At 46.6% G+C, this 26,312-nt stretch carries 23 protein-coding genes and 1 tRNA gene; 17 read left to right on the forward strand and 7 right to left on the reverse strand.

All coding sequences use genetic code 11. The features are described from left to right. Nucleotides 1-24: 24 nt before the first annotated feature. Both CL55_RS09505 and CL55_RS09510 read right to left on the reverse strand, forming a co-directional pair. Complete coding sequence (locus CL55_RS09505; protein WP_046330864.1) at nt 25-414, reverse strand: gamma-butyrobetaine hydroxylase family protein; 390 nt, start codon at nt 412-414, stop codon at nt 25-27. Further along, entirely contained in the window at nt 414-4,253 is a 3,840-nt protein-coding gene (locus tag CL55_RS09510; RefSeq protein WP_046330865.1) for a DUF3683 domain-containing protein, read from the reverse strand. The genes CL55_RS09505 and CL55_RS09510 overlap by 1 nt, the downstream gene beginning before the upstream one ends. A gap of 135 nt (nt 4,254-4,388) precedes the next feature. Here CL55_RS09510 and ilvA point away from each other — a divergent pair, with 135 nt between their 5' ends. Genes ilvA through queF form a run of 3 tightly spaced genes read left to right on the forward strand, consistent with a single transcriptional unit; the run spans nt 4,389 to nt 7,672 of the window. Then, nucleotides 4,389-5,909 (forward strand): threonine ammonia-lyase, biosynthetic, encoded by a 1,521-nt coding sequence (ilvA, locus tag CL55_RS09515; protein WP_046330866.1) that lies wholly within the window; start codon nt 4,389-4,391, stop codon nt 5,907-5,909. A gap of 27 nt (nt 5,910-5,936) precedes the next feature. Then, nucleotides 5,937-6,845: a 5'-nucleotidase gene (locus tag CL55_RS09520; protein WP_046330867.1), complete on the forward strand. Its 909-nt coding sequence runs from the start codon at nt 5,937-5,939 to the stop codon at nt 6,843-6,845. Next, nucleotides 6,845-7,672, forward strand: a complete 828-nt coding sequence (gene queF / locus CL55_RS09525) for an NADPH-dependent 7-cyano-7-deazaguanine reductase QueF (protein ID WP_046330868.1) — start codon at nt 6,845-6,847, stop codon at nt 7,670-7,672. The genes CL55_RS09520 and queF overlap by 1 nt, the downstream gene beginning before the upstream one ends. 72 nt (nt 7,673-7,744) lie before the next feature. Here the strand turns inward: queF and ssb are convergent, their stop codons facing one another. Further along, nucleotides 7,745-8,200, reverse strand: a complete 456-nt coding sequence (gene ssb, locus CL55_RS09530; RefSeq protein WP_046330869.1) for a single-stranded DNA-binding protein — start codon at nt 8,198-8,200, stop codon at nt 7,745-7,747. 80 nt (nt 8,201-8,280) lie between these two features. After that, nucleotides 8,281-9,465 (reverse strand): MFS transporter, encoded by a 1,185-nt coding sequence (locus tag CL55_RS09535; RefSeq protein WP_046330870.1) that lies wholly within the window; start codon nt 9,463-9,465, stop codon nt 8,281-8,283. A gap of 37 nt (nt 9,466-9,502) precedes the next feature. Here CL55_RS09535 and uvrA point away from each other — a divergent pair, with 37 nt between their 5' ends. Then, nucleotides 9,503-12,391: an excinuclease ABC subunit UvrA gene (gene uvrA, locus CL55_RS09540; protein WP_046330871.1), complete on the forward strand. Its 2,889-nt coding sequence runs from the start codon at nt 9,503-9,505 to the stop codon at nt 12,389-12,391. 24 nt (nt 12,392-12,415) lie between these two features. Here uvrA and CL55_RS09545 read toward each other — a convergent pair whose 3' ends face one another. Continuing rightward, a complete protein-coding gene (locus CL55_RS09545; RefSeq protein ID WP_046330872.1) occupies nt 12,416-14,398 on the reverse strand; it encodes a monovalent cation:proton antiporter family protein in 1,983 nt (660 codons plus the stop codon). An 11-nt stretch (nt 14,399-14,409) separates the two neighbouring features. Between CL55_RS09545 and CL55_RS09550 the strand changes: the two genes are divergently transcribed. The 9 genes from CL55_RS09550 to rapZ all read left to right on the forward strand — a co-directional run bounded on the left by CL55_RS09550 (nt 14,410) and on the right by rapZ (nt 20,864). After that, a complete protein-coding gene (locus tag CL55_RS09550) occupies nt 14,410-15,402 on the forward strand; it encodes a KpsF/GutQ family sugar-phosphate isomerase (protein ID WP_046330873.1) in 993 nt (330 codons plus the stop codon). 35 nt (nt 15,403-15,437) lie between these two features. Further along, the gene (locus tag CL55_RS09555) at nt 15,438-16,010 is read left to right on the forward strand and encodes a KdsC family phosphatase (protein WP_046330874.1); all 573 of its coding nucleotides are present in this window, start codon (nt 15,438-15,440) and stop codon (nt 16,008-16,010) included. A 12-nt stretch (nt 16,011-16,022) separates the two neighbouring features. Beyond that, nucleotides 16,023-16,667: an LPS export ABC transporter periplasmic protein LptC gene (lptC, locus tag CL55_RS09560; protein WP_046330875.1), complete on the forward strand. Its 645-nt coding sequence runs from the start codon at nt 16,023-16,025 to the stop codon at nt 16,665-16,667. After that, on the forward strand, nt 16,664-17,215 hold the full coding sequence (gene lptA, locus CL55_RS09565; RefSeq protein ID WP_052728821.1) for a lipopolysaccharide transport periplasmic protein LptA: 552 nt from the start codon (nt 16,664-16,666) through the stop codon (nt 17,213-17,215). Before lptC ends, lptA begins: the two co-directional genes overlap by 4 nt. Continuing rightward, complete coding sequence (gene lptB, locus CL55_RS09570) at nt 17,212-17,979, forward strand: LPS export ABC transporter ATP-binding protein (RefSeq protein WP_046330877.1); 768 nt, start codon at nt 17,212-17,214, stop codon at nt 17,977-17,979. The genes lptA and lptB overlap by 4 nt, the downstream gene beginning before the upstream one ends. A gap of 191 nt (nt 17,980-18,170) precedes the next feature. Further along, nucleotides 18,171-18,494, forward strand: a complete 324-nt coding sequence (hpf, locus tag CL55_RS09575) for a ribosome hibernation-promoting factor, HPF/YfiA family (protein ID WP_046330878.1) — start codon at nt 18,171-18,173, stop codon at nt 18,492-18,494. 33 nt (nt 18,495-18,527) lie between these two features. Next, nucleotides 18,528-18,986 carry a PTS sugar transporter subunit IIA gene (locus tag CL55_RS09580; protein ID WP_046330879.1) on the forward strand — a complete coding sequence of 153 codons (459 nt, stop codon included), beginning with the start codon at nt 18,528-18,530 and terminating at the stop codon, nt 18,984-18,986. Beyond that, nucleotides 18,983-19,972 carry an HPr(Ser) kinase/phosphatase gene (gene hprK, locus CL55_RS09585; RefSeq protein ID WP_046330880.1) on the forward strand — a complete coding sequence of 330 codons (990 nt, stop codon included), beginning with the start codon at nt 18,983-18,985 and terminating at the stop codon, nt 19,970-19,972. Before CL55_RS09580 ends, hprK begins: the two co-directional genes overlap by 4 nt. Nucleotide 19,973: 1 nt before the next feature. Next, entirely contained in the window at nt 19,974-20,864 is an 891-nt protein-coding gene (gene rapZ, locus CL55_RS09590; RefSeq protein WP_046330881.1) for an RNase adapter RapZ, read from the forward strand. Here rapZ and mutY read toward each other — a convergent pair. Next, nucleotides 20,809-21,966, reverse strand: coding sequence for an A/G-specific adenine glycosylase (mutY, locus tag CL55_RS09595; RefSeq protein WP_046330882.1), 1,158 nt, complete (start codon nt 21,964-21,966; stop codon nt 20,809-20,811). The two genes, rapZ and mutY, sit on opposite strands and share 56 nt — an antisense overlap. Beyond that, nucleotides 21,951-22,787 carry a bifunctional DNA-formamidopyrimidine glycosylase/DNA-(apurinic or apyrimidinic site) lyase gene (gene mutM / locus CL55_RS09600; protein ID WP_046330883.1) on the reverse strand — a complete coding sequence of 279 codons (837 nt, stop codon included), beginning with the start codon at nt 22,785-22,787 and terminating at the stop codon, nt 21,951-21,953. The genes mutY and mutM overlap by 16 nt, the downstream gene beginning before the upstream one ends. Before the next feature lie 35 nt (nt 22,788-22,822). On the opposite strand from mutM, the gene CL55_RS09605 reads away from it, so the two are divergent. The 4 genes from CL55_RS09605 to CL55_RS09620 all read left to right on the forward strand — a co-directional run bounded on the left by CL55_RS09605 (nt 22,823) and on the right by CL55_RS09620 (nt 26,305). After that, on the forward strand, nt 22,823-24,310 hold the full coding sequence (locus tag CL55_RS09605) for a lipoprotein insertase outer membrane protein LolB (protein WP_046330884.1): 1,488 nt from the start codon (nt 22,823-22,825) through the stop codon (nt 24,308-24,310). A gap of 10 nt (nt 24,311-24,320) precedes the next feature. Continuing rightward, nucleotides 24,321-25,193: a 4-(cytidine 5'-diphospho)-2-C-methyl-D-erythritol kinase gene (gene ispE, locus CL55_RS09610; RefSeq protein WP_046330885.1), complete on the forward strand. Its 873-nt coding sequence runs from the start codon at nt 24,321-24,323 to the stop codon at nt 25,191-25,193. A gap of 5 nt (nt 25,194-25,198) precedes the next feature. Further along, nucleotides 25,199-25,275 (forward strand) — tRNA-Gln (locus tag CL55_RS09615). A 73-nt stretch (nt 25,276-25,348) separates the two neighbouring features. Then, nucleotides 25,349-26,305: a ribose-phosphate pyrophosphokinase gene (locus tag CL55_RS09620; RefSeq protein ID WP_046331300.1), complete on the forward strand. Its 957-nt coding sequence runs from the start codon at nt 25,349-25,351 to the stop codon at nt 26,303-26,305. The last annotated feature ends 7 nt before the right edge of the window (nt 26,306-26,312 follow it).

The following is a 26,312-nucleotide window of genomic DNA, read 5'->3' on the forward strand; positions in this document are numbered from 1 at the left end:
TTCTTTACTTAACTGAAATGACGGTTAATGACTGCCACAAGATTTACCACCAGCAGCACTCATCGGAGCATCACGATCTAGACCAGCAGCGGCTAGTTTATCCAAGTGCTCTTTCCAAAGCGCCTCTTGGTTCTCGCATAAAAATTGCAGGTAGTCCCAAGAATACAAACCAGAATCATGTCCATCAGAAAAGGAAGGTTTAAGAGCGTAGTGACCTACTGGCTCAATATTTGCTATCAGCACTTCACGCTTACCTGTTTGTAAAGTCTCCTGCCCAGGACCATGCCCTTGGACTTCAGCCGAAGGAGATACCACTCTTAGAAATTCAAAAGGTAGGCGAAAGGTATTGCCATTCTCATAAGAGAGCTCTAGCACTTTTGACTGCTGATGCACTACAACATTAGTTGGAATCATTAAACCAATACCCTCTCAATACCACCTTGATTTGCCTTAGCAACGTAATCTTGCATCCAATCAGGACCTAATAATTTTTGTGCCATTTCAACCACGATGTAGTCGGCAGTAGTATCACTATCCGCATCAAAGCGGGTGAGGCCTTGCAGACAAGATGGACAGCTAGTGAGCACTTTGACCTCACCAGTGAAATCATCTTTGCGCAATTCGTTAGCAGCCTTCTCCATCTCAATTTGCTTACGGAAACGTACCTGAGTTGAAATATCAGGACGTGTCACCGCAAGAGTGCCAGACTCACCACAGCATCGATCATTCTTCTGAATCGCTTTGCCATCTTCCGACTGAATCAGCTCATTCACCGTCTTGAGGGGGTCTTGCAACTTCATTGGTGAGTGACATGGATCGTGATACATATACTTCACACCAGTCACATTCGAAAGCTTGACACCCTTTTCCAGCAAGTACTCGTGAATATCAATAATGCGACAGCCGGGGAAAATCTGTTCGAACTGATAACCTGCCAACTGGTCATAACAAGTACCACACGAAACCACAACGGTCTTGATATCTAAGTAATTTAGAGTATTGGCTACACGATGAAAGAGAACGCGATTATCCGTAATCATCTTTTCTGCTTTATCAAAGTCGCCATTGCCACGCTGAGGATAGCCGCAGCAGAGGTAGCCTGGGGGCAATACTGTTTGCACGCCCACATTCCACAACATTGCTTGCGTAGCTAAACCGACCTGTGAGAACAAGCGCTCAGAACCACAACCGGGGAAATAGAACACTGCTTCAGTATCCGCGGATGTTGTTTTTGGATCCCGAATAATCGGCACGTAATTTGCATCTTCAATATCCAAGAGTGCACGAGCGGTTTTCTTCGGCAGATTGCCAGGCATCTTCTTATTTACAAAGAAAATAACCTGCTCTTGAATATTCGGCTTGCTTACTGTGGCGGGTGGGTGCGCAGTTTGTTTGCGGGCGAACTTACGGAACACATCATTGCCCAAACGCTGAAGCTTATAACCCCAACCAATCATGGTCTTGCGAAGCAAGTTAATAGTATCGGGATCGGTAGCATTTAAGAACATCATCGATGCCGCTGTTCCCGGATTAAAGCGTTGCTGCCCCATCTTGCGCAACAAGTTACGCATGTTCATTGAGACCTCACCAAAATCAATATTGACAGGGCAAGGTGTCAAACACTTATGGCATACAGTGCAATGTGCTGCTACGTCATCAAACATTTCCCAATGACGAATTGATACACCACGACGCGTTTGCTCTTCGTACAAGAAGGCTTCGATTAACGAAGAGGTTGCCAAAATTTTGTCACGCGGGCTGTACAGTAAATTGGCGCGCGGTACATGCGTAGAGCAGACTGGCTTGCACTTACCGCAACGCAAGCAATCTTTCACGCTATCAGCAATCGCACCAATATCACTTTGCTGCATGATGATGGATTCATGACCCATCAAACCAAAGCTTGGGGTGTAGGCAATGCTGAGATCCGCATGCGGCATTAACTTACCCTTGTTAAAGCGACCCTCAGGGTCCACACGCATTTTATAGGCGCGGAAATCTTTCAACTCAGCTTCAGTCAGGTATTCAAGCTTGGTAATACCAATACCATGCTCACCCGAAATCACACCATCTAATGAGCGAGCCAATTTCATAATCCGATCGACAGCGCGATGAGCATCTTGCAGCATCTCGTAGTCATCCGAATTTACTGGTATGTTGGTGTGCACATTACCATCGCCAGCGTGCATATGTAGCGCTATAAATACACGCTTACGTAAAATATTTTTGTGAATAGATTCCAGTTGATTGAGGATAGGCTCAAATGTAAGGCCGCCAAAAATGATTCTGAGTTCAGAGCGCACTTCTGTCTTCCATGACGCGCGCAAGCTGTAATTCTGGAGATCCGGGAAATAGGCATCCATCTGCGTCAACCAATCTGACCAGCGCCCTCGAACCTTATCAATTAGCTCAAGAGCTTGCTGCACGCGGTCACCCAAAATTTCAGCGCTAGGGATTTCATAGCCCTCATCGTTCTTGCCAAGTGGCAGAGCACTCTTTCTCAGGAAATCTTTGAGGCCGTCTAAAACTTGTAATTTATTTTTGAGTGAGAGCTCAATATTGATACGCTCGATACCGTTGGTGTACTCGCCCATGCGTGGCAATGGAATCACAACATCTTCATTAATCTTAAAAGCATTGGTGTGACGAGCAATCGCTGCAGTACGCGCACGATCTAACCAAAACTTTTTACGCGACTCAGCGCTAACCGCCACAAAACCTTCACCCACACGATTGTTGGCCATACGCACAACTTCGCTAGTCGCAGCCGCTACAGCCTCTTCATCGTCACCAGCAATATCACCAATCAATACCATCTTAGGCATTGCATTGCGTTTAGATTTAGTGGAATAACCAACTGCTCTCAAATACCGATCATCCAAGTGCTCTAGACCGGCTAAGATTGGTCCGCCATTCTTACTCAAGCCATCAAGATATGCTTTGATTTCTACAATGCTTGGAATAGCTTCTTGCGCTTGACCGAAAAACTCTAAGCAAACAGTCCGCATGAATTTAGGCATGCGATGCAAAATCCAAGTAGCGCTCGTAATTAAGCCGTCACAACCTTCTTTTTGAACGCCAGGTAAGCCTGATAAAAACTTATCAGTCACATCCTTACCTAAGCCCTCTTTACGAAAGCGCTTACCTTCTACTTCTATAGTTTCTGTTTTGAGAACGCGCTTGCCTGGCTCACTAGCACCATCAGACCAAGTCAGCTGAAACCGAACTTTTTCTGCTACATGAATTTTTCCTAAGTTGTGATCAAGGCGTTCAACATCAAGCCAATTGCCTTCTGGATCGACCATGCGCCAGCTGGCTAGGTTATCTAATGCAGTACCCCATAAGACCGCTTTCTTACCGCCGGCATTCATGGCAATATTGCCGCCAATGCAACTGGCATCAGCAGAAGTAGGATCGACCGCAAATACCAGCCCAGCTCGCTCCGCAGCATCTGCAACTCTGCGAGTAACTACACCAGCACCAGTAAAAATGGTTGAAACTTCATGGTCAACACCTGGCAAACGCTTTGATTTGACGCCATCAATCTGCTCAAGCTTTTCAGTATTAATCACTGCCGACATATCGTAGAGAGGAATAGCACCACCGGTATACCCAGTACCACCTCCACGCGGAATGATGGTTAAACCCAATGCAATACACGCTTTCACAAGGCCAGGGATCTCAGACTCGTAATCAGGCTTAAGAACAACTAATGGAAACTCAACACGCCAATCAGTCGCATCGGTCACATGCGCTGCACGTGAGACACCATCAAAACAAATATTGTCTGCAGCAGTAATGCGGCCGAGCTCTTTTTGAGCACGCTTACGTATCTCCGTCACTTCTTTAAATCCCTGCTCAAAACTCTCAACCGCGCGATGTGCAGCTTTCAATAAAATCTGAACTTGCTCAACCGATTCACCGCTAGATCTTTTCTTGACTTCGCCAAGGCGATGCCATAAAGCATCAATTAATAGCTGACGGCGATTGGGACTATCTAGAAGGTCGTCTTGTAAGAAGGGGTTGCGTTGAACCACCCAGATATCGCCCAACACCTCGAACAACATACGAGCTGAGCGGCCCGTACGGCGAATCCCACGCAAATCATTCAGAACACGCCATGACTCCTCGCCCAGCAAGCGGATAACTATTTCACGATCGGAAAAGGAGGTGTAGTTATAAGGGATTTCGCGAAGGCGGGGTGAGCCCGCTTCGGCATCCAACAACTGGTTCAAAGCTAATGGGGCGTTCATAGCGTCATATTTGGTAAATATGCATTTTAATTGAGGGAGGTTGATATTGGCAGGAAACCAATAAAGATGTTGGCTTGGGGCGATAAACCCCTTCAAATTTAAGGGCTTAGAGCCCGTTCATGGTACGCTCATCGCATGGCAACGAACTATTTAAAAAAAATTATATCGGCCCGAGTCTATGATGTGGCTAGGGAAACAGAGCTCCAAGTAGCCCCCGAACTCACAAAGCGCTTAGGCAATCAAGTGTTGCTCAAAAGAGAAGATAACCAACCGGTTTTCTCATTCAAATTACGTGGCGCCTATAACAAAATGGCCCATTTACCCCCAGAAGCCCTAAAAAGGGGGGTAATCGCCGCTTCAGCGGGCAATCATGCCCAAGGCGTTGCCCTAGCAGCAGCCAAAATGAAGTGCAAAGCAGTCATCGTGATGCCCCTCACCACCCCCAGTCTCAAAATCAATGCCGTCAAGGCGCGCGGCGGCTCTTGGGTAGAAGTGATTTTGCATGGTGAATCCTATAGTGATGCCTTTAAATACTCCGAGCTTTTAGAAAAAAAACGGGGGCTTACCTTTGTTCACCCCTTTGATGACCCCGATGTGATTGCAGGACAAGGCACGATTGCTCTAGAGATCTTTCAGCAATACCAAGAGCCGATTGATGCTATTTTTGTGGCCATTGGTGGTGGTGGCTTAATAGCCGGCATTGGGGAATATGTCAAAGCAGTTAGCCCCAAGACCAAAGTAATTGGCGTTCAGTCAGTTGATTCGGATGCGATGAGAAGGTCACTGGAAGCTAACAAACGCATTGAAATGAAAGATGTAGGTCTCTTCTCAGACGGTACGGCAGTAAAGTTAGTTGGCAAGGAAACGTTCCGTATTTGCAAACGCGTAGTCGATGACATCATTACTGTCGATACTGATGAGATCTGCGCAGCCATTAATGATGTCTTTACAGATACCCGCAGCATTCTAGAGCCCGCTGGCGCTTTAGCTATTGCCGGTATGAAAAAGTATGTAGACAAACATCGCCTCAAGAAGAAAACATTGGTAGCGATTGCTTGTGGTGCGAATATGAATTTCAGTCGCCTGCGCTTTGTCGCAGAACGTGCCGACGTTGGTGAATTCCGCGAAGCTGTTTTTGCTGTGACCATTCCTGAGGAGCGGGGCTCATTCAGGCGCTTCTGTGAATTACTCGGCAATCGTAATATCACTGAATTTAACTATCGTATTGCTGACCAAAGTGAAGCCCATATTTTTGTGGGCATCGGAACCCAAAAGGCAAGTGATAGCAGCACAATCGCAAAGCATTTCCATAAAGCCAAGTTTGCAACGATCGATCTGACTCATGATGAGTTAGCCAAGTCTCACTTACGCCACATGGTGGGTGGTCGCTCAACCCTCGCCCAAGATGAACTACTCTACCGCTTTGAATTTCCAGAGCGACCAGGGGCTCTAATGAAGTTCCTCACGAGTATGGCGCCAAACTGGAATATCAGTCTTTTCCATTACCGCAATCACGGTGCGGACTATGGCCGTATCTTAGTAGGCATTCAGGTTCCTAAAAATGAACAGAAGAAGTTCCAAAACTTCTTAGCGTCACTTGGCTATCCACATTGGAATGAAACTGATAACCCGGCTTATCGCCTTTTTCTCAAATAAGAGTTAATCCATAAGATCGAATCCGCAATGTCATACACACTTACCGGAAAACTCGTTGTGGCGATTTCATCGCGCGCACTTTTTGATTTTGAGGAAGAGAATCGCATCTTTGAATCCACTGATGACAGCGCCTATATGAAGCTGCAATTAGAGCGCCTGTCTAAGGCCGCTCAAACAGGCGTTGCTTTTCCATTAGTAAAGAAGTTATTGGCCTTCAATGAAGAAGGTGAGCAACGTGTCGAGGTAGTAATTCTCTCTCGCAATGACCCGGTTAGCGGCTTGCGCGTGTTTCGTTCAGCCGAACATCATGGCCTTCATTTAGAGCGTGGCGTATTCACGAGAGGGCGCCCACCCTATCACTACTTGCGCTCTTTACATGCTAATTTGTTTCTCTCGGCAAATGAAGATGATGTGCGTGCCACAATTGATGCAGGCTTTCCTGCTGCGCGCGTATACCCAGAATCGAGCAAGACTGCAGAGTCCCACCCGAATGAAATCCGCATTGCATTTGACGGAGATGCCGTTCTCTTTTCCGATGAAGCCGAACAAGTCTTTCAGAGCGAAGGTTTAGTAGCATTTGTCGATCATGAAAGCAAAAAAGCTGCGATCCCTCTGCCGCCGGGCCCATTCAAACCTTTGCTAGAAGCACTCCATAGTTTGCAACGCACCACTAGCGAGAAAGGGATGCGCATTCGCACCGCCTTAGTCACCGCTCGCTCTGCTCCTGCACATGAGCGCGCTATTCGCACGCTGATGGCCTGGGGTGTTGATGTTGATGAAGCCATGTTCCTGGGTGGACTTTCCAAAAGTGAATTCCTCCGAGAGTTCGAGCCAGACTTTTTCTTTGATGATCAAACAGGTCACTGCCAATCTGCTGCTTCAGTAGCACCGACTGGTCACGTGGTGTCTGGTGTATCCAATAAACCTAAAAACTAATGTCCACACTTTCGCTTGGTCAAGCAACGCCATATCCCGATCAATATGATCCGAGCTTGCTATTCCCGATTCCCCGCTCCGAGAATCGCCTCAAGCTCAACATAAAACCAAATCAAGCTCTACCTTTTGTAGGGGTCGATATTTGGAATGCTTTTGAGCTTAGCTGGCTCAATAAAAAAGGTAAGCCTCAAATTGCTTTAGCAGAATTTCAAGTTCCAGCCGATTCGCCGAACATGATTGAGTCCAAGTCATTCAAGCTGTACCTCAATAGTTTCAATAGCGCCCGCTTTGAAGATGAAGCAGAAGTTCGCGAACGATTGATCACTGATTTATCAGCATTCGCAGGTAGCAAGATTACTACTCGTATTCATTCAACTGAAGCGGTTACCAAAAAAGGAATGCAGGAGATGAGTGGCGTTCTGATGGACCGTCTTGATATCGAGATTGATCCAAGCTTATCTGCAGATGCCACCTTGCTTGAGGTGAATGAATCTTTTGGGCCAATCGAGCAATGCCTGGTTTCCCATTTACTCAAATCCAATTGCCCGGTGACTGGTCAACCAGATTGGGCTAGCGTGCAAATTCGTTACCAAGGCCGCCCGATTTTGGAAGAAGGCTTACTGCGCTATCTCATCGGCTTTCGGCAATTGGGTGAGTTTCATGAGCATTGTGTCGAGACGATCTTTACGGATATCAAACGCCAGTGCAAACCAGAAAAACTCTCTGTCTACGCGCGCTACACACGACGTGGTGGGCTCGATATTAATCCCTTCCGCACTGATCATAATTCGCCTTGGCCGGAAAATATTCGCCATGCAAGGCAGTAACAAAAACAGTAGTTAAACAAAAAGCCCTTCTTGAAGGGCTTTTTATCTTGGCAAAACAAATGAATGCAATCCTTAAAACGGAATATCGTCATCCATTGCGCCAAGGGATGCCGCATTAGAAGATGCTGGCGCAGAGTTCTCAACCGGCTTTGAGCGGCTGTAACTTTCACCACCGTCACCACTGCCACCTACTGGCTTGCCACCCAGCATTTGCATTGTTTCTGCAACGATCTCAGTGGAGTATTTTTCTTGGCCACTAGCATCAGTCCACTTACGTGTGCGTAAACGACCTTCTACATAAACCTGTGAACCTTTTTTGAGATATTGACCAGCGATCTCTGCAAGTTTTCCAAAGAATGCAACACGGTGCCATTCTGTGGTTTCTTTCATTTCGCCAGACTGCTTATCTTTGTAACGATCCGATGTCGCTACTGAAATATTAGTTACTGCGTCGCCGCTTGGCATATAACGCGTTTCTGGATCACGTCCTACGTTACCTACGATGATGACCTTATTTACCGAAGCCATGTTGTCTCCCGAAGAAAAATAATACGATTAATTAAATCTGAAATGTAGCTAAAAAATAAATGGAATCAGTAAAGCTACAACTATGCCTTTGCAGTTAAATCCTTTGAATCCACTACTTTTGCAGGTAATTCGCGCATCGACCAAGCAATTATAAGCCAGCACAAAAGCAATGCTGCACCCATGACAAAGACCGATAAATTACCATGGGCATCCATTAACCAACCCCCAATAGCGGCACCTGTAAAGAGGCCTATCGACTGGGTAGTGTTGTAAACGCCCAGAGCAGTTCCCTTGGATTCTTTTGCATAACGAGTTACCAATGAGGGTTGCAACGCCTCCAGCAGGTTAAAGCCTACAAAGTAAACCAGCAGTGCCACTGCAATCAGCATCACGGATGAGGCTTGTGTAAAGATGATTTCAGCAATAATCAGAAGAACGATCGCTATTAATAAAACAATTCGTATACGTTGTTTTTTCTCACCGTATATCAAGAGTGGAACCATAAACACAAAAGAGAGTAAGACGACTGAGAGATAAACTTGCCAGTGTGCACTCAGCGGAAATCCCGCTTGCTCTAATAGGCGCGGCACTACTAAAAACATAGCCACTTGGGTGGCGTTTAAAACAAACACCCCCACATTGAGGCGCATGAGCTCTGGACGCAGAAATACCTGCTTCAGTGAATCTTGCTGTGCATAAACTTCAGGCTTGTTATTTGGCAATACAAAATAAGCTACTAACATCGCTATGGCGCCTAAGATTGCCAATACTAAAAACATCCCGCTTAAGCTAATCATGCGATAAAGCGGGGCAGCAACAACCAGCGAAACAGCAAACGATAATGAAATACTGACGCCAACCAAGGCCATGGCTTGACTGCGCACTTGCTCCCGAGTGAGATCAGCAACCCAAGCAGAGACTGCTGCAGAAATTGCTCCAGCGCCCATGATCCCCCTCCCAATGGCGATCCAAAGCAAATCGTCCTTTGCTGCGCAAATCAATGCTCCAGCAACAAATAAGGACAGACCCCATAAAACGACTTTTTTTCGACCGATTCGATCAGAAAGCCTACCTAAGGGAATATGGAAGCAGGCCTGAACAATATTGAAAATGCCCAGTGTTAGCCCTATTAGGAATGCTTGGTCGCCTCCAGGCAAGTCTTTGGCATGGATGCTAAAGACGGGCAAAAGCAAAAAAAGGCCTAGCATTCGGAGGCCAAAGATGCCTGCCAAGGCTAAAGCGGAGCGAAGTTCAGAAGGATTCATGGGAAAGAGCTATATTAACAAGTTACGCTAAAAAATCATGAATAACGAAATCAAGATCCGCGGTGCCCGCACCCACAACCTTAAAAACATCAATCTAGATATCCCTAGAGAGAAATTAGTCGTTTTGACTGGCCTATCTGGCTCAGGCAAAAGCTCATTGGCTTTTGACACCCTGTATGCCGAAGGTCAGCGTCGCTATGTAGAGTCCTTATCTGCTTATGCCCGCCAATTCTTACAGCTGATGGAAAAGCCCGATGTCGACACGATTGAAGGGCTATCCCCAGCGATCTCAATTGAGCAAAAAGCGACTAGCCATAATCCGCGTTCGACCGTGGGTACGGTCACAGAAATTCATGATTACTTGCGTTTGTTATTTGCACGCGCCGGAACCCCGCATTGCCCAGATCACGATCTTCCATTAGAGGCACAAAGCGTCTCTCAGATGGTCGATACCGTTTTAGCTATGCCAGAAGATACTAAGCTCATGATTTTGGCTCCCGTGGTAAGCGAGCGCAAGGGTGAGTTCGTCGACTTATTCCAAGATCTTCAGGCGCAAGGCTTTGTCCGCTTTCGAGTGCGCTCTGGTGGCGGAACAACCAACACAGCCAAGGCAGAGATCTTTGAAGTAGATCAATTGCCAGCATTAAAGAAGAATGATAAGCACTCAATTGAAGTAGTCGTAGATCGCATTAAAGTGCGTCCTGATATTCAGCAGCGTGTAGCAGAATCTTTTGAAACTGCTCTACGCCTTGCTGACGGCAAAGCCATGATCGTCAATATGGACACCGGCAAGGAGATGATTTTCTCTAGTAAGTTTGCTTGCCCAATTTGCTCCTATTCATTACAAGAGCTTGAGCCACGCCTCTTCTCTTTCAATAACCCGATGGGCGCATGTCCTTCTTGTGATGGCTTGGGCCATCAGTCTTTCTTTGATCCCAAGCGCATTGTTGCTCACCCAGATTTATCGCTAGCGTCTGGCGCCATCAAAGGCTGGGATCGTCGTAATCAGTTTTATTTCAAGCTCTTACAAACGCTTGCTAAACATGGTGGGTTTGATGTCGAGAAACCTTTTGAGACCCTCAGTAAAAAACAACAAGATCTTATTTTGTTGGGCTCCGGTGATATCACCATTCCATTTGAATACATTAATGAACGTGGCAAAAATAGCGTTCGTCAACATGCCTTTGAAGGCATTGTTGCTAATTTTGAGCGCCGCTATCGCGAAACTGACTCGGCAACTGTTCGAGAAGAATTATCACGCTATCAAAATGTACAGACCTGCCCATCATGTAGTGGCACTCGTTTGCGAAAAGAAGCGCGTTTTGTCAAAGTGGGTGATGGCAAGCAATCACGTGCAATCTATGAAATCAGCGCCCTGCCCTTGAAAGAAGCTAAAGAATATTTTGAATCTTTAGAGCTGAAAGGTGCTAAACGGGAAATTGCTGACAAGATTGTGAAAGAAATTGGCTCACGTCTACGATTCCTAAACGATGTCGGCTTAGACTACCTTTCACTAGAACGCAGTGCCGACACCCTCTCGGGTGGTGAAGCGCAGCGCATTCGCTTGGCCTCTCAGATTGGCTCCGGCCTGACCGGCGTCATGTATGTATTGGATGAGCCCTCCATTGGATTGCATCAGCGTGATAACGATAGACTCATCGGCACCCTGAAGCATTTGCGTGACCTCGGCAATAGCGTGCTGGTAGTTGAGCATGATGAAGATATGATTCGCGCTTCTGACTATGTAATTGATATTGGCCCTGGTGCTGGAGTTCATGGCGGTGAAGTCGTAGCCGAAGGCACTCCCGCAGAAGTAGAGGCTAATCTTAAATCTCTCACGGGCGCCTACTTATCAGGCCGTGAGTGGATCGCAGTTCCTGAAAAACGCATTCCAGTAAATGACAAGTTCTTAGAAATTATTGGTGCACGTGGTAACAACTTGCAATCCGTTCATGCCAAGATTCCTGTCGGCCTATTAACCTGCGTCACTGGTGTATCTGGATCAGGTAAATCTACTCTCATCAACGACACGTTGCACCATGCGGTTGCGCAATACATCTATGGTTCAAATGCCGAACCAGCAGCGCATGATGCGATTAAAGGATTGGAGAACTTTGACAAGGTCATTAGCGTAGACCAATCCCCGATTGGTAGAACCCCACGTTCAAACCCAGCTACTTACACTGGATTATTCACGCCCATCAGAGAGCTCTTTTGTGGCGTACCTGCTGCACGCGAGCGTGGCTATGAAGCAGGACGTTTTTCTTTCAACGTCAAAGGCGGTCGTTGCGATGCCTGTGAAGGTGATGGCGTTATTAAAGTAGAAATGCATTTCTTACCAGATGTATATGTTCCCTGCGATGTCTGTCACGGCAAACGCTACAACCGTGAAACTTTAGACATTCGTTACAAAGGCAAAAATATTCATGAAGTGCTGTCGATGACTATTGAACAAGCCCATGAATTCTTTGAAGCTGTTCCAATTGTCAAACGAAAACTTAAAACCTTGCTCGATGTAGGCTTAGGTTATGTGAAATTAGGTCAAAGCGCTACAACCCTGTCTGGTGGTGAGGCACAACGTGTCAAACTCTCTTTAGAACTTTCCAAACGTGATACCGGCAGGACCCTCTACATCCTGGATGAGCCAACTACGGGCTTGCATTTCCATGACATTCAGTTGTTGCTAACTGTTCTTCAGACCTTGAAGAAACAAGGCAATACCATCGTGATCATTGAGCACAACTTAGACGTGATCAAAACTGCAGATTGGATTATTGACTTAGGACCTAAAGGTGGCGCTGGTGGCGGACAGATTATTGCTACTGGTACACCCGAGGAAGTTGCGAAGAATGAGTCCAGCTTTACCGGTCACTACCTGGCACCACTGCTAGTTCGTAAAACAACGCCTACCAAAAAGAAAAGGTAGCTGTGCTGAGTAAGTCGAATGACATCATCCGAGCAATTTAGATTCGGCTAAATCAGTTGCTTCTGAATTGCCTGAGAGCACCAAAATATCATTGGCTTGCAAACGCAAGTCTGGGGTGAGCTCTAATTTGACGTAGTCAAAGCCGCCCACTTTTCGCCTGACTGCCTGCACGCTCACGCCTTCATTTTCAAGATGTAGCTCTTCAAGCGTCTGTCCGATACTGGCTGACTCTGGCAGCAAAGTAACCGAATGCAAGCGCCATGATTCTTTGGAGTCCACCTCATCATTAACGCCACGAAAGTAGCCGCGCAACAGGCTATAACGAGCTTCACGTGCACCGGTAATGCGACGCACCACCTTGCGCATGGGCACACCCATTATCAGTAAGACATGGGACGCCATCATTAAGCTACCTTCAATTAACTCCGGCACTACCTCGGTCGCACCAGCTGCTTGCAACTTCGCTAAATCGGCGTCATCTTTAGTACGCACCAACACTGTCATACCAGGACGCAGGCGCTCGACTTGATGTAAGACTTTAAAACTAGCCGGTGTGTCCGCATAAGTAATCACTACTGCCTTTGCTCTTGACAATCCAGCAGCTACTAAATAATTTTCTCGACTTGCATCGCCATAGACCACGTTATCTCCGGCAGCAGCAGCCTCCTTTACACGATCAGGATCCATATCTAATGCAATGTAAGGAATTTTTTCTTGATCAAGCATGCGGGCTAAGCTTTGACCTGACCGACCAAAGCCGCAAATGACCACATGGTTTTCTGTCCGAACACTTTTTGCCGCAACACGTGTCAGCGCCAGCGATTGCAATAACCATTCATTGCTAGAGAAACGCATCGCGATACGATCGCTGTATTGAATCAAGAAAGGTGCGCCAAACATTGACAGCAGCATTGCTGCCAATACAGCTTGACTCAAAGCGGGATCAATTAAATCCAAACCATCAATTTGATTTAACAGTACAAAACCAAATTCACCAGCCTGCGCCAAACATAAGCCCGTCCGTATGGAGATACCTGGACTTGAGCCAAAAGCACGTGACAGCAATGCAATCAAACCGAACTTGAAAATCAGAGGACCAATCAATAAGAGCAAGACCAGCATCCACTGCTGATAGATCACTTCGAAATCAAGCAACATACCAACAGTAATGAAGAACAGGCCCAAGAGCACATCCCTAAATGGCTTAACGTCCTCCTCCACTTGATGACGATAAGGTGTCTCTGCAATCAACATCCCAGCCAAGAAAGCACCGAGCGCTAGCGATAAGCCAAAGTGCTCAGTCAGCCCTGCCATGCCCAAAACAATGAGCAAGAGGTTAAGCATGAATAACTCTTGGGAACCTAGCTTGGCAACCAAACCGAACCAGCGACTCATCAAGGTTTGGCCAATAACAAAAATCAGCACCAAAGCTACCGTGATCTTGATTGATGCTGCAGTCAGGGCTAAAAATAGGTCTCCAGGATTCTTACCGAGCGAGGGCAACAGAATCAACAGGAAAACTACCGCCAAGTCCTGAAAGAGCAAAATACCGATGATGTTGCGCCCATGTTCGGTTTCAATTTCGGAGCGATCAGAGATGAGCTTAGTAACGATAGCTGTAGAGGACATCGCTAAAGCGCCCCCCAGTGCAATGGCCGCCTGCCAAGAAATAGGGTAAATCCAGTTCATCAAGAGGCTGGCCGGGACTGCCAGTAGCATAGTCAAAATAACCTGACTACCGCCTAAGCCAAATACGATGGTCCGCATAGCCCGTAGCTTATGCAGGTTGAATTCCAGACCGATGGAGAACATCAAGAAAACTACGCCAAATTCAGCTAAATACTTGACTGTAGCGGAATCGTTGGCCAAACCAAGGGCATGTGGCCCAATGAGGACACCAATGGCCAAATAGCCCAAAATAGGGGGTAGTCCAAAATAGCGGAAAATAACTACCCCAGCCACTGCGGAGGCCAGCAAGATGAGAGTTAACTGAAGGACTGACGGCATATACTCACCCCATGATAGCTAAGACTCGTGACCGAACCCTAAAGCTTGCACGCGACACCCTCACGATTGAGGCTGCTGCACTGCACACCATGCGCGATCGCCTTGAAGGTGCAGACGCTGATGCCCTCGTATTGGCAGTCGATCTGCTGCACTCCTGCAAAGGCCGCATTGTCGTCTCTGGAATTGGTAAATCAGGGCATATTGCTCGCAAGATTGCCGCCACATTTGCCTCTACAGGCTCCCCCGCTTTTTTTGTTCATCCCGCTGAAGCTAGTCATGGCGATCTAGGGATGGTGACTCGTGATGACGTCTTTGTTGCACTCTCTAATTCCGGCGAGACCGATGAATTACTCACTATTGTGCCGATCGTCAAGCGTACTGGAGCAAAACTGATTGCACTGACTGGCGCACCAAATTCCTCTTTGGCAAAGTTAGCCGATGCCCATTTAGACACTAGTGTTGAAAAAGAGGCTTGCCCACTTAACCTTGCCCCAACCACCAGTACAACCGCAGCCCTCGCTATGGGCGATGCCCTAGCTGTCGCCCTGCTAGATGCGCGCGGCTTCCAGGCAGAGGATTTCCAGCGCTCACACCCAGGTGGCCGCTTAGGTCGCAAACAGCTCATGCATGTCAGCGAAGTTATGCGAAGCTTTGATGAGACTCCTAAGATTGCAATCTCCGCTTCCCTACAAGATGCTTTAATCGAGATGACTGCCAAGCGTATGGGTATGGTCGTTACTCTAGATAAAGCAAACAAAGTTGCCGGTATCTTTACAGATGGTGACTTACGTCGCCTGCTTGAGAAAAGCACCAATTTAGATGGTCTCACTTTAGAAAAAGCGATTACCGCAGCACCGCGCACAATTCCACCCGAGTTATTAGCAGAGGAAGCTATCGAGATGATGGAAAAGCATCGTATCAATCATTTGGTAGTAACCGATCCTGCAGGCGCATTACTTGGAGCACTCAACCTCCATGATTTATTTGCCGCCAAGGTTATTTAAACCTGTCACTTTTAGTTAATTACTGACCCACTCCCATGCCAACTGCCTTTCACGCTCACAACACCAATCCTTTGAGCCAATATCCGCAGGCCTGGGATCGTGCTGGGACGGTAAAACTTCTTGTCCTAGATGTCGATGGCGTCTTGACTAATGGCCAAGTTTTTATTGGCGAAAATGGCAAAGAATCCTTGAAGGCTTTTGATATTCAGGATGGTTTGGGAATCAAGTTGTTGGAAAAAATAGGTATTCCAACAGCCATCATTACAGGGCGTAGCTCCAAAATGGTTTTGGCCCGTTGTGATGAGCTTGGCATCAAGCATGTACACATGGGTGTTGAAGATAAGGCTATAGCCTTAAAAAACATACTGCAATCTCTCGGACTACAGTCTAGTGATTGTGCGGTAATGGGTGATGACTGGCCTGATTTTCAAATGATGAAGTCTGCAGGCCTGAAGATATGCCCAGCGCAAGGACATGACGCTGTAAAAGAAAGTGCGCACTTTGTCACCACTCGATCCGGCGGTAGTGGCGCGGTACGTGAAGTCTGTGATCTGATCTTGAAGGCGCAAAACCGTTATGAGGAATTACTCTCTCAGGCGCGCGCTTAAGGTCAATTTGCAATGGAACTGAATACCCAAAAAATCAAACTGAGCATCTGGCGTACATCCTTACGTCTGATGCCTTTGATTCTGATGGGCACGCTCACTCTAGTCACATTTTGGTTAGTTAAGAAAAGTGCACCGGCAGAAAAATCGGCAATTGAACGTGTGCGCCTTCATGAGCCTGACTATATTATTAGTAACGGTGCCTTATCTGCCCTTAATGAATCAGGTGATACCAAATATCGTGTGCTAGGTAAGAAAGTGATTCACTATGATGATGATGCTTCAATCGATATTGAGACACCGCGCATACGCCTGTTCCCGCCTGAAAAGTCACCGGTGACCGTTAAAGCAGACAAGGGTCATTTAGATGGTGACCTCACGATTTTGGATCTGATTGATAACGCCGAAATATTTCGACCGCAACAGGCTGCATCAACAAGTGAGCCCGCGAGACCGCGTATGCTTGCGCGCTCTTCATATTTCCAAGTGCTCATTAATGATGACATTATTAAAACCGATAAACCCATTACGCTTGAGCAAGGGGTTTCTGTGATGAAATCAACTGATGGCGGTGTATTTAATAATATCGAACAAAGCATGGTTTTATCTGGACAGGTCAAGGGGCGTATCGAGCGCGTTCAATCTGGAGCACAGCAATGAAGCTTTTACAAAAAATGTTAGTAGCGTTTGCGCTACTAGGCACTTGTCTTACTACTCATGCTGAAAAAGCAGATCAAGACAAACCCATTATCTTGGAAGCAGAAAAAGTTTCTGTGAACGATGTACAACAGGTTTATGAACTTGATGGTGAAGTACTCTTAATCAAAGGCAGTATTTTAATTACTGGCGCTAAGGGTAATATCAAAGTCGACCCCGAGGGTTATGAATACGTTGATGTTCAGGGTAATCCTGAATCTACTGCTAGCTTTAGACAAAGACGCGAAGGACCAGCCAATGAATTTATGCAAGGTCGGGGGAAAACCGTTACCTACAATGCAAAAACTGAGCTTCTCACATTGACCGGTGATGCTAACTTGAAGCGTCTTCACAATATGCAAATGCTAGATCAATTACACGGCTGGAAAATTGACTACGATGATGTTCAGCAGCGCTATCAAGTCTCGCCACCTGCTAATGCCAAAGCTGAAGACCTGCCACTAGCCAGAGCCATCCTTTCACCAAGAAGAAAAGCTACACTAGAGAAATGACCACGAATTCCAGTAGCACTCAAAAACCAGCAACCTTAAGCGCTCAGCACCTTCAAAAGCGCTACGGATCTCGGACAGTTGTGAGGGATGTGTCGGTAGAGGTGAAATGCGGAGAAGTGGTAGGGCTTTTGGGACCAAATGGTGCTGGCAAAACAACCTCTTTCTACATGATTGTCGGCCTGGTTCCATTAGATGGTGGGAGCATTGTTTTAGATGGCGTCGATATTACGCGCCTACCCATTCACGAACGAGCTCGCATGGGCCTATCGTACCTCCCGCAAGAGGCTTCTGTTTTCAGAAAGCTAAACGTGGCTGAAAATATTCAAGCTGTACTAGAACTGCAAGCACAAGGTGGAAAACCATTAAGTAAGGCCGATATTGCGCATCGATTAGATGAGCTCTTAGGTGAGCTCCAAATCAGCCATCTACGCGATAACCCCGCGCTTTCCCTATCTGGTGGCGAGCGTCGTCGTGTTGAGATTGCTAGAGCACTAGCCTCCCAACCCAAGTTCATCTTGCTAGATGAGCCATTTGCAGGCGTTGACCCAATTGCGGTTGGAGAAATCCAGCGGATTGTGCGCTTCTTAAGAGACCGCCAAATTGGCGTGCTCATCACCGACCATAACGTTCGAGAAACGTTGGGGATTTGTGATCATGCTTACATTATCAGTGAAGGCAGCGTCCTGGCTGAAGGCAAGCCAGACCAAATTATCGAAAACGATGCTGTCAGACGAGTCTACCTAGGCGAAAACTTCCGCATGTAAATATCAGGACTTTTGGGATATTTATCAAATAAACATGATCTACCCTCTTGGTTTTCAGCAAAATCGCTGATACGCTGGAGGTTCATGAATTTCATTTCCGTATAAACAAGTAAAGCATTACAGGGGTCTGCTGCGCACCCCGAGTAATTATTTGCGCACGTATTTTGTTTTTCTCTGAATAGGAGCTGCTGATGAATCTGAAAATTAATAGCCGTCATGTTGAAGTTACTCCAGCCATGCGTTCCCACCTCGAAGCTGGTTTAGAAAAAATTCGTAAGCACTTTGACCACGTTTTAGATGCCACCGCATTTTTGATCGTCGATAATGCCAAAGAAAAAAATCTTCGTCAAGCAGCCGAGATTACTATTCACCTAAAAGGTAAAGAGCTCTTTGCCGAAGCGCATAACGCGGACCTCTATCACGCTATGGACGCAGTAGTAGATAAACTTGAACGTCAAGTTGTAAAGCACAAAGAAAAAATTCAAGATCATCACCACGAAAAACATTTTGAGTAATCTTTAGCATCAGGACACCTATAATCTATTGATATGAATGCCCTGACCGATCTTTTCGCTTTAGACCGTATTGCCTTAAATAATCTTTCCAAGAATAGGGCCGAGGCATTTGCGGCTGTAGGGCAGCTGTTTGCCAAACAAGCAGATCTTGAAGCCGAAGCAATTGTTGGCTTCTTAAATGCGCGCGAGGACTTAGGCTCTACTGCACTAGGCGCTGGAGTTGCCATCCCACACGGTCGTGTAAAGGGGCTTAAGCAGCCGATTGCTGCATTCGTCAAACTACAAGAACCGATCGACTTTTCTGCACCTGATGGTGAGGCTGTATCTATACTCATTTTTTTGCTTGTTCCTGAAAAAGCAACTCAGCAACATTTAGAAATTTTGTCTTCAATTGCACAGCTCTTATCCGATCAGGATACCCGCAAGCTACTTGCGTCGGAGGGCAGTCCAGAGAAGGTATGTGAAATCCTACAAACGTGGGGCTCTGCTTGACTACTCAACCTCTACTCCTAGAGGGAGTTACTGCCCAGCAGATCTTTGATGACAATGTCTCTGAGCTCAAGCTATCCTGGATTGGCGGTCTAGAAGGCGCGGACAGACGATTTCCGCCAGAGGCTGTTAAAGCTGCAGCAGCCAGTTCAGACTTAGTTGGTCACTTAAATCTCATTCACCCTAGCCGTATTCAGATTTTTGGTGAGCAGGAGATTAACTATCATGCCCAACTTGAAACACAACAGCGAGAAGAGCAGATCTTCGACTTAATTTCTAAAATGCCGCCTTGCGTTATTGTGGCTGACGGTAAAGCAGCTGATGCCGCCCTCCAACTCTTTTGCCAACGATCCTCTACTCCACTATTTACAACAGCCATCTCAGCAGCCGAGGTAATTGATCACCTTCGCACCTACCTCACTAAGATTGGCGCCCCCCAGATTACGATGCACGGTGTATTCATGGATATTCTGGGCTTGGGGGTTTTGATCATGGGTGAGTCTGGTTTAGGAAAAAGTGAATTAGGCTTAGAGCTGATTTCTCGCGGCCACGGTTTAGTAGCTGATGATGCGGTGGACTTTGCTCGACTCGGACCAGACTACATCGAGGGTCGTTGCCCTGTGATTCTGCGTAACCTCTTGGAAGTTCGTGGGCTTGGCTTATTGGATATCCGCACTATCTTTGGTGAAACAGCCGTGCGTCGGAAATTAAAATTGCGCCTGATAGTCCAACTGGTTCGCCGCAATGATGGTGAGTTTGAGCGCCTACCCTTAGAAGCCCAGCATATTGATGTATTGGGCGTCGGCATTAGAACTGTCAAAATTCAAGTTGCTGCAGGTCGTAACTTAGCTGTGCTTGTAGAGGCTGCTGTCCGCAATACTATCTTGCAACTACGAGGCATCGATACCTTAAAAGAATTTATGGAGCGTCAGCGTTTGCAAATGAACGCTGAAGCAGAATTCTCAAAGTCACAAGGCCGGCTTATTTAATATGCAAATTAATCTGATTACCGGTATCTCCGGCTCAGGTAAATCAGTTGCACTGAGAGCCTTTGAGGATGCAGGTTATGACTGCGTTGATAACCTTCCAGTTACCCTTCTAGAAAGCCTCATTACTACGCTAGAAGGTGAAAAAAGCGAACGTGTTGCAGTTGCTATTGATGCACGTCGCGGTCAGTCAATTGCAGAGCTCCCTCAGATTTTAGAAAACCTGAGACGCAACCATCAGGTGCGAATTGTTTTCCTCAATGCTGATACCAACACGCTGATCCAGCGCTTCTCCGAAACCCGCAGGCGCCATCCGCTCTCTGGAAAAACTCAACAAACTCAAGCTGCCACCCTCATCGAGGCTATTGATAAAGAGCGTAGTCTCTTAGAGCCCCTGCGCAATCAAGCCCACAGTATTGATACTAGCAATCTACCTGCTCATGCCTTGCGCTCTTGGATTCAAGATCTTCTGAAAGATAAACCTCAAGGACTCACCGTTATTTTTGAATCTTTTGGATTTAAAAAAGGCTTACCTAGTGAGGCGGATCTCGTGTTCGATGTTCGCTGCCTGCCTAATCCACACTACGACAAAGCGTTACGCCCCATGTCTGGAAAAGATCAGCCCGTTCGTGAGTTTTTAGAAAAAATTCCTGAAGTAGTCAGCATGGAAAATGACATTATTCAATTTATTGAAAAATGGTTGCCTCACTACATCGCAGATGGTCGCAGCTATCTTACTGTCGCTATCGGCTGTACTGGCGGACAACATCGCTCGGTTTATCTTGTGAGTTGCATCATTGCGCATTTTCTGCCGCAAAAAGATTTGGCCGCACTTCAAATTAATTTCTTAAGTCGTCACCGCGAGTTAGACTCAATCCCTGCAATAGCAATTTGATCGGTTGAGGCAAGCCGTACTGTCCTAGCTGACGCAAAGGAACCCACTTCAAGTCCTTACTAGCGAATTTCACGGCAGAGCCTGAGCTTACATGCCAAATCTGCATCCATAAACGACGATGCGTAAAGACATGTTTAATATCAAGTCCCCGCTCAATTGAATAATAATTCTTTGAGGTACTAGAGATCACTTCGTTCGGTAGTACAAGCTTAAACAATTCTTTCGCAGTCAAATTAACAGCATTGTCTGTAGCTGGGGAGCTTTTTTCTTTAGCTCTCCATATAGATTCAGGCAAAGACCAAAGCCCGCCCCAAATGGCTTTTTCAGAGCGTCTTTGTAATAGTACTGAATCACCATGCCGGAGTAACAACATGTCGCAATTAAATTCGGGGGATTTTTCTTTGATGACTTTGCGAGGTAATACTAAGATCTGATTAGTGAGATTAGCTTGGCATTCTTTTGCAAATGGGCATTTTCTTTCCCCACTTAAACATATAGGTTTACGAGAAGTGCACCAAGTTGCTCCAAAATCCATTAGAGCCTGCGTGTACACCGGCATATCCGGAGCTTTTTTAGGGAGCAGTGTTTTAGCCAATAACCATAACTCATCGTTCACTGCTTTTTCTTGGATGGCACCATCTACACCAAATAATCGTGCCAGTATCCGCTTGACGTTCGCATCCAGAATCGGTGCCCGTTCATGAAATGCAAATGCTGCAATAGCACCAGCAGTCGATCTACCAATACCCTTGAGCTGTTCGAGCAATACTGGGTCTTTGGGAAACTCACCACCAAACTCTTCCATCACTTGCTTGGCACAAGCGTGGAGATTGCGAGCGCGCGTGTAATAGCCCAGCCCCGCCCATTCTGCCAAGACATCATCTAATGGTGCAGTTGCTAGTTTCTTAACCGTCGGGAAACGCTTCATGAAGCGGGGGTAGCGCTCCAGAACAGTAGCTACCTGAGTTTGCTGCAGCATAATTTCAGAAACCCATACCGCATAAGGATCTCGAATACTCTGCCATGGAAGGCCTTGGCGTCCATCCTTGCCATGCCAAGCTATCAGCTTAGTAGCGAAGTGCTTGATCAACGCTTCTGACATTGCGGACAAAAATAAGTAGAGCGTTGACCTTGCACTATTTGTTTAATCGGCGTCTTGCATACCTTACAAGGCTGATCTTTACGATCGTAGACTTTGGTTTGCACCATGAAGTGCCCTGGATCGCCTTCGCTGTTCACAAAGTCTTTTAAAGAGCTACCGCCCGCAGCAATCGCTTTTTTCAAAATCAATCTCACCGCAGTCGCCAGCCTAGAGCATTGTGGACGTGTGAGTTTTCCAGCAGCCTTTGCCGGATGAATACCTGCCTCGAATAAACTTTCAGAACAATAGATATTACCGACACCCACTACTGCTTGCCCTGCCAGTAAAAATTGCTTAACAGCAACACTACGTTTACGTGAGCACTGATACAGAACCTCAGAACCCAGCTCACCCGCAAACTCTGGTGAAAAAGGCTCAACTCCCAATTTTTGCAAAAGGGCATTGCCCTCAATCGGCCCCTTGGACTTTGGGTGCCATAAAACAGCGCCAAACTTTCGGGGGTCGTGCAAACGTAAACTCAGCTTGCCAAACTCGAAAGTCACTCGATCATGTAACTTAAGGGGGTCGCCACTCGGAAGGACTCTCAATGTTCCAGTCATGCCTAGGTGAAGCAATAGATAACCCGCATCAAACTCCATTAGGAGATACTTGCCGCGGCGCTCTATACCCAAGACTTTCTGACCAGAAATCAAAGTATTTAAATTACTCTGTACCGGCCAGCGCAAGCGACCGTCGATAATTTTGACTGCACTCACCCTTAGCCCCTCTAAATGGGGTTGGATACCCAATCGGGTAACTTCGACTTCTGGGAGTTCTGGCATAAATGAATTGTAGATTCGCGGATTAGAATGTGCTTATGACCAAATTTTCATTGCAGCCCTCTTTGAGGGTTTTACTGCTTGCTGCTGGGCTGGGCTTAAGCCTCCTTTCCAGCAATACCATCGCTAAATCCAGTAGTCTAGATAGCGGTCAAGCTGTATTTGAGGTCTTGGCTTCTGAAATCGCCCTTCAGCGCGGTGAAGCTGGCTTGGCATACACAACCTATTTGGAGCTCGCTCGCCAGCTAGATGACCCTCGCTTGGCACAAAGGGCAATGGAGATCGCAATTACCGCAGGCGCCCCAGATCTTGCACTCCAAGCAGCTCAAACTTGGGATAGCTTGGCTGGTCCAAAACAAACTAAACCCAAAGAGGTGCTCGTTACCCTCTTAATTCTGAATCAACGCTGGTCAGATGCAGTCAAACCCGCCATCTCACTCTTGAATCAGCAAACACCGGCGCAGCGTGAAAATACTTTGCTACAGATTCAGGCGCTATTAGCTAAAGCAACTAATGAATCAGAAGCATTAAGAGCTTTTTATGAAATTGCTTCAACATTAAAGCCGGAACCAAAAGATCCGGGGCTACTCTACACCTATGCCATGTCTGCTGAAAAATCAGGGCATATCGATGTGATGGAGAAAACTCTGCGCGAAATCTTGCGCAAAAATCCGAATGATGCAAATAGCCTAAATGCACTTGGCTACTCACTAGCCGATCGCAATCAGAAATTACCAGAAGCATTCAAGCTAATCAGTAAAGCACATCAACTCTCACCTAAAGATGGTTTTATATTAGATAGTCTTGGCTGGGTAAACTTTCGCATGGGTAAAAATGACCTTGCCTTAGAGCAACTGCAACAAGCATTTAGTATGAAACCTGAAGCGGATATTGCTGCACATATTGGTGAAGTCCTGTGGGTAATGAATCGCTCGGTCGAAGCAGAAGATATGTGGCGCAAAGGGCAGCAATTAGATGCCAATAACCCGACCCTCAAAGAAACTTTGAAGCGCTTGAAACCTGATTGGTCATTAGCAGATACTACCCTCAAAGGCGCATGGGACGGTCGTTTTTCGGTAAAAATTACTGGACTTACCGAAAGTAAAAATCAGGGCGGCTCAGGTGGATTTACATTAACTCAAGACGCGTTGATCGATGTATTGGAAATTCGTAATCCAGTTGGTGGATCCATTGCAAAAATTACGATTAAACCTGGTGAAGCAATCTTAGAGCGCGATGGCCAATTAACTTCGGCTGTCGATGCTGATACTCTGATACAAAATACATTAGGACTTCCGCTACCTGCTCGCGGTCTATCAGACTGGTTGCGTGGAAAAACTCGTCCCGGCGGTAATGCCAGTGTTGAGCGAAATGCAAAAGGGCAAGTGAGCAAAATCACACAAGATGGTTGGACCTTAAATTACAACTGGAACAATGCGCAGCGTTTAGAAAAACTCATGATGACTCGTAGCTCTAACATTGGCTCCATAGATATCCGCCTAGTGTTTGATAATCCGAATGAGTGAAGCGTGAATCATGAGTAAGACGCTAGAAATCCACTGTCCAGCAAAGCTCAATTTATTTCTTCATATTGTTGGGCGCCGCGAAGATGGCTATCACCTACTCCAATCTGTTTTCCAGTTGATTGATTGGTTTGACGTACTTACCTTAAAGCATATTTCTGAAAGTGAGATTCGTCGTATTGATCCCATTCCAGGCGTACCCCCAGAACAAGATTTGGTGGTCCGCGCCGCCCAAGTTTTAAAAGATTATTGCAAGATCAAGCAGGGTGTTGAAATCAGCTTAGAAAAAATGATTCCTATGGGTGCTGGCCTGGGCGGTGGATCATCTGATGCCGCATCCACGCTCATTGGCCTCAATACCCTCTGGGATCTCCATCTTGATATTGCGACGCTGTGTCAGCTCGGTCTAAAACTAGGGGCAGATGTGCCATTTTTCATCTTTGGCCAAAATGCATTTGTTGAGGGCATTGGGGAGAAATTACAGGCAATTTCCTTGGAAACCCAAGACTTTGTGGTGATCTTCCCCAATCAGGGAATTGCCACTGCGCAGATTTTTCAAGACCCTCAATTGACCCGCGATCATGCTCCGATTACAATAGATGGCTTTCTTGCATCGCCAAGCTCATATCAGTCGAATGATTGTCAGGCAGTAGCGGTGCGGAAATGTCCTGAAGTGAAGCAAGCTTTAGATTGGATTTACAGGGCAGTGCCTAACTCTGCGCCTTGCATGTCCGGCTCTGGAAGTAGCGTTTTTGCCGCCTTAGACCCTATGACGGACATCGCAAATCTGGAAAATCTTCTGCAAAATCTTCCAAAAGGATGGATAGGTCGAATTGTTCGGGGGCTAAATAAAAATCCCGCTTACAATTTGATTTCTTCAGATTGACCTGTAGGGGAATCGCCAAGCTGGTTAAGGCACTGGATTTTGATTCCAGCATGCGAAGGTTCGAATCCTTCTTCCCCTGCCAAATTCTGTAGATACGACCTAAAGATATCCATTCGACCTCTACCAAAACTCCAAAATCACCTATGTCCGCCCCAATGAACGCTGATTTACTGACTCTTTTCACAGGCAACGCAAATCCGGTTTTGGCCCATGCGGTAGCCAAAGAGCTGAATCTCCCCATGGGAAAAGCATTTGTTGGTCGATTCTCTGATGGTGAAATCCAGGTAGAGATTCAAGAAAATGTCCGCGGCAAGAACGTCGTCGTTATCCAATCGACTTGTGCTCCAACAAACGACAGTTTGATGGAACTCATGATCATGATTGATGCCCTTAAGCGAGCATCAGCAAGCCGCATAACCGCAGTGATCCCTTACTTTGGTTACGCCAGACAAGATCGTCGTCCACGCTCTGCACGGGTTGCCATCTCCGCTAGAATCATAGCAAACATGCTTCAATCTGTTGCTGGCATTGAGCGTGTTTTGACCATGGATCTTCATGCCGACCAAATTCAAGGCTTTTTTGATATCCCAGTAGATAACATTTACGCCTCTCCGGTTCTCTTGGCAGATTTAGAGGCTCAGAAAACTAAAAAAGATCTCATCATTGTTTCGCCGGATATTGGCGGAGTGGTTCGAGCCCGTGCAATGGCTAAGCAATTAGGTACAGATTTGGCGATTATTGATAAACGACGTCCTAAGGCTAACGTATCAGAAGTAATGCATTTAATCGGCGAAGTAGAAGGTCGTCACTGCGTCATCATGGATGACATTATTGACACCGGTGGAACTCTCTGCAAAGCTGCCGAGGCACTGAAAGAGCGTGGTGCCAAGGGCGTTACAGCTTACTGTACTCATGCAGTTCTCTCTGGTGGTGCCATCGCCCGTATTGCCGCCTCAGAGTTAGATGAATTAGTTGTTACTGACACCATTCCATTGACCGCTGAAGCCTTAAAAGTGGGCAAAATCCGTCAATTGAGCGTTGCTCCCATCCTGGCTGAAACCCTTTCCCGCATTAGCAAGGGTGATTCAGTGATGTCGATGTTCGCCGAATAAGCCAAAA

Source organism: Polynucleobacter duraquae, assembly GCF_000973625.1.
Taxonomy (GTDB): domain Bacteria; phylum Pseudomonadota; class Gammaproteobacteria; order Burkholderiales; family Burkholderiaceae; genus Polynucleobacter; species Polynucleobacter duraquae.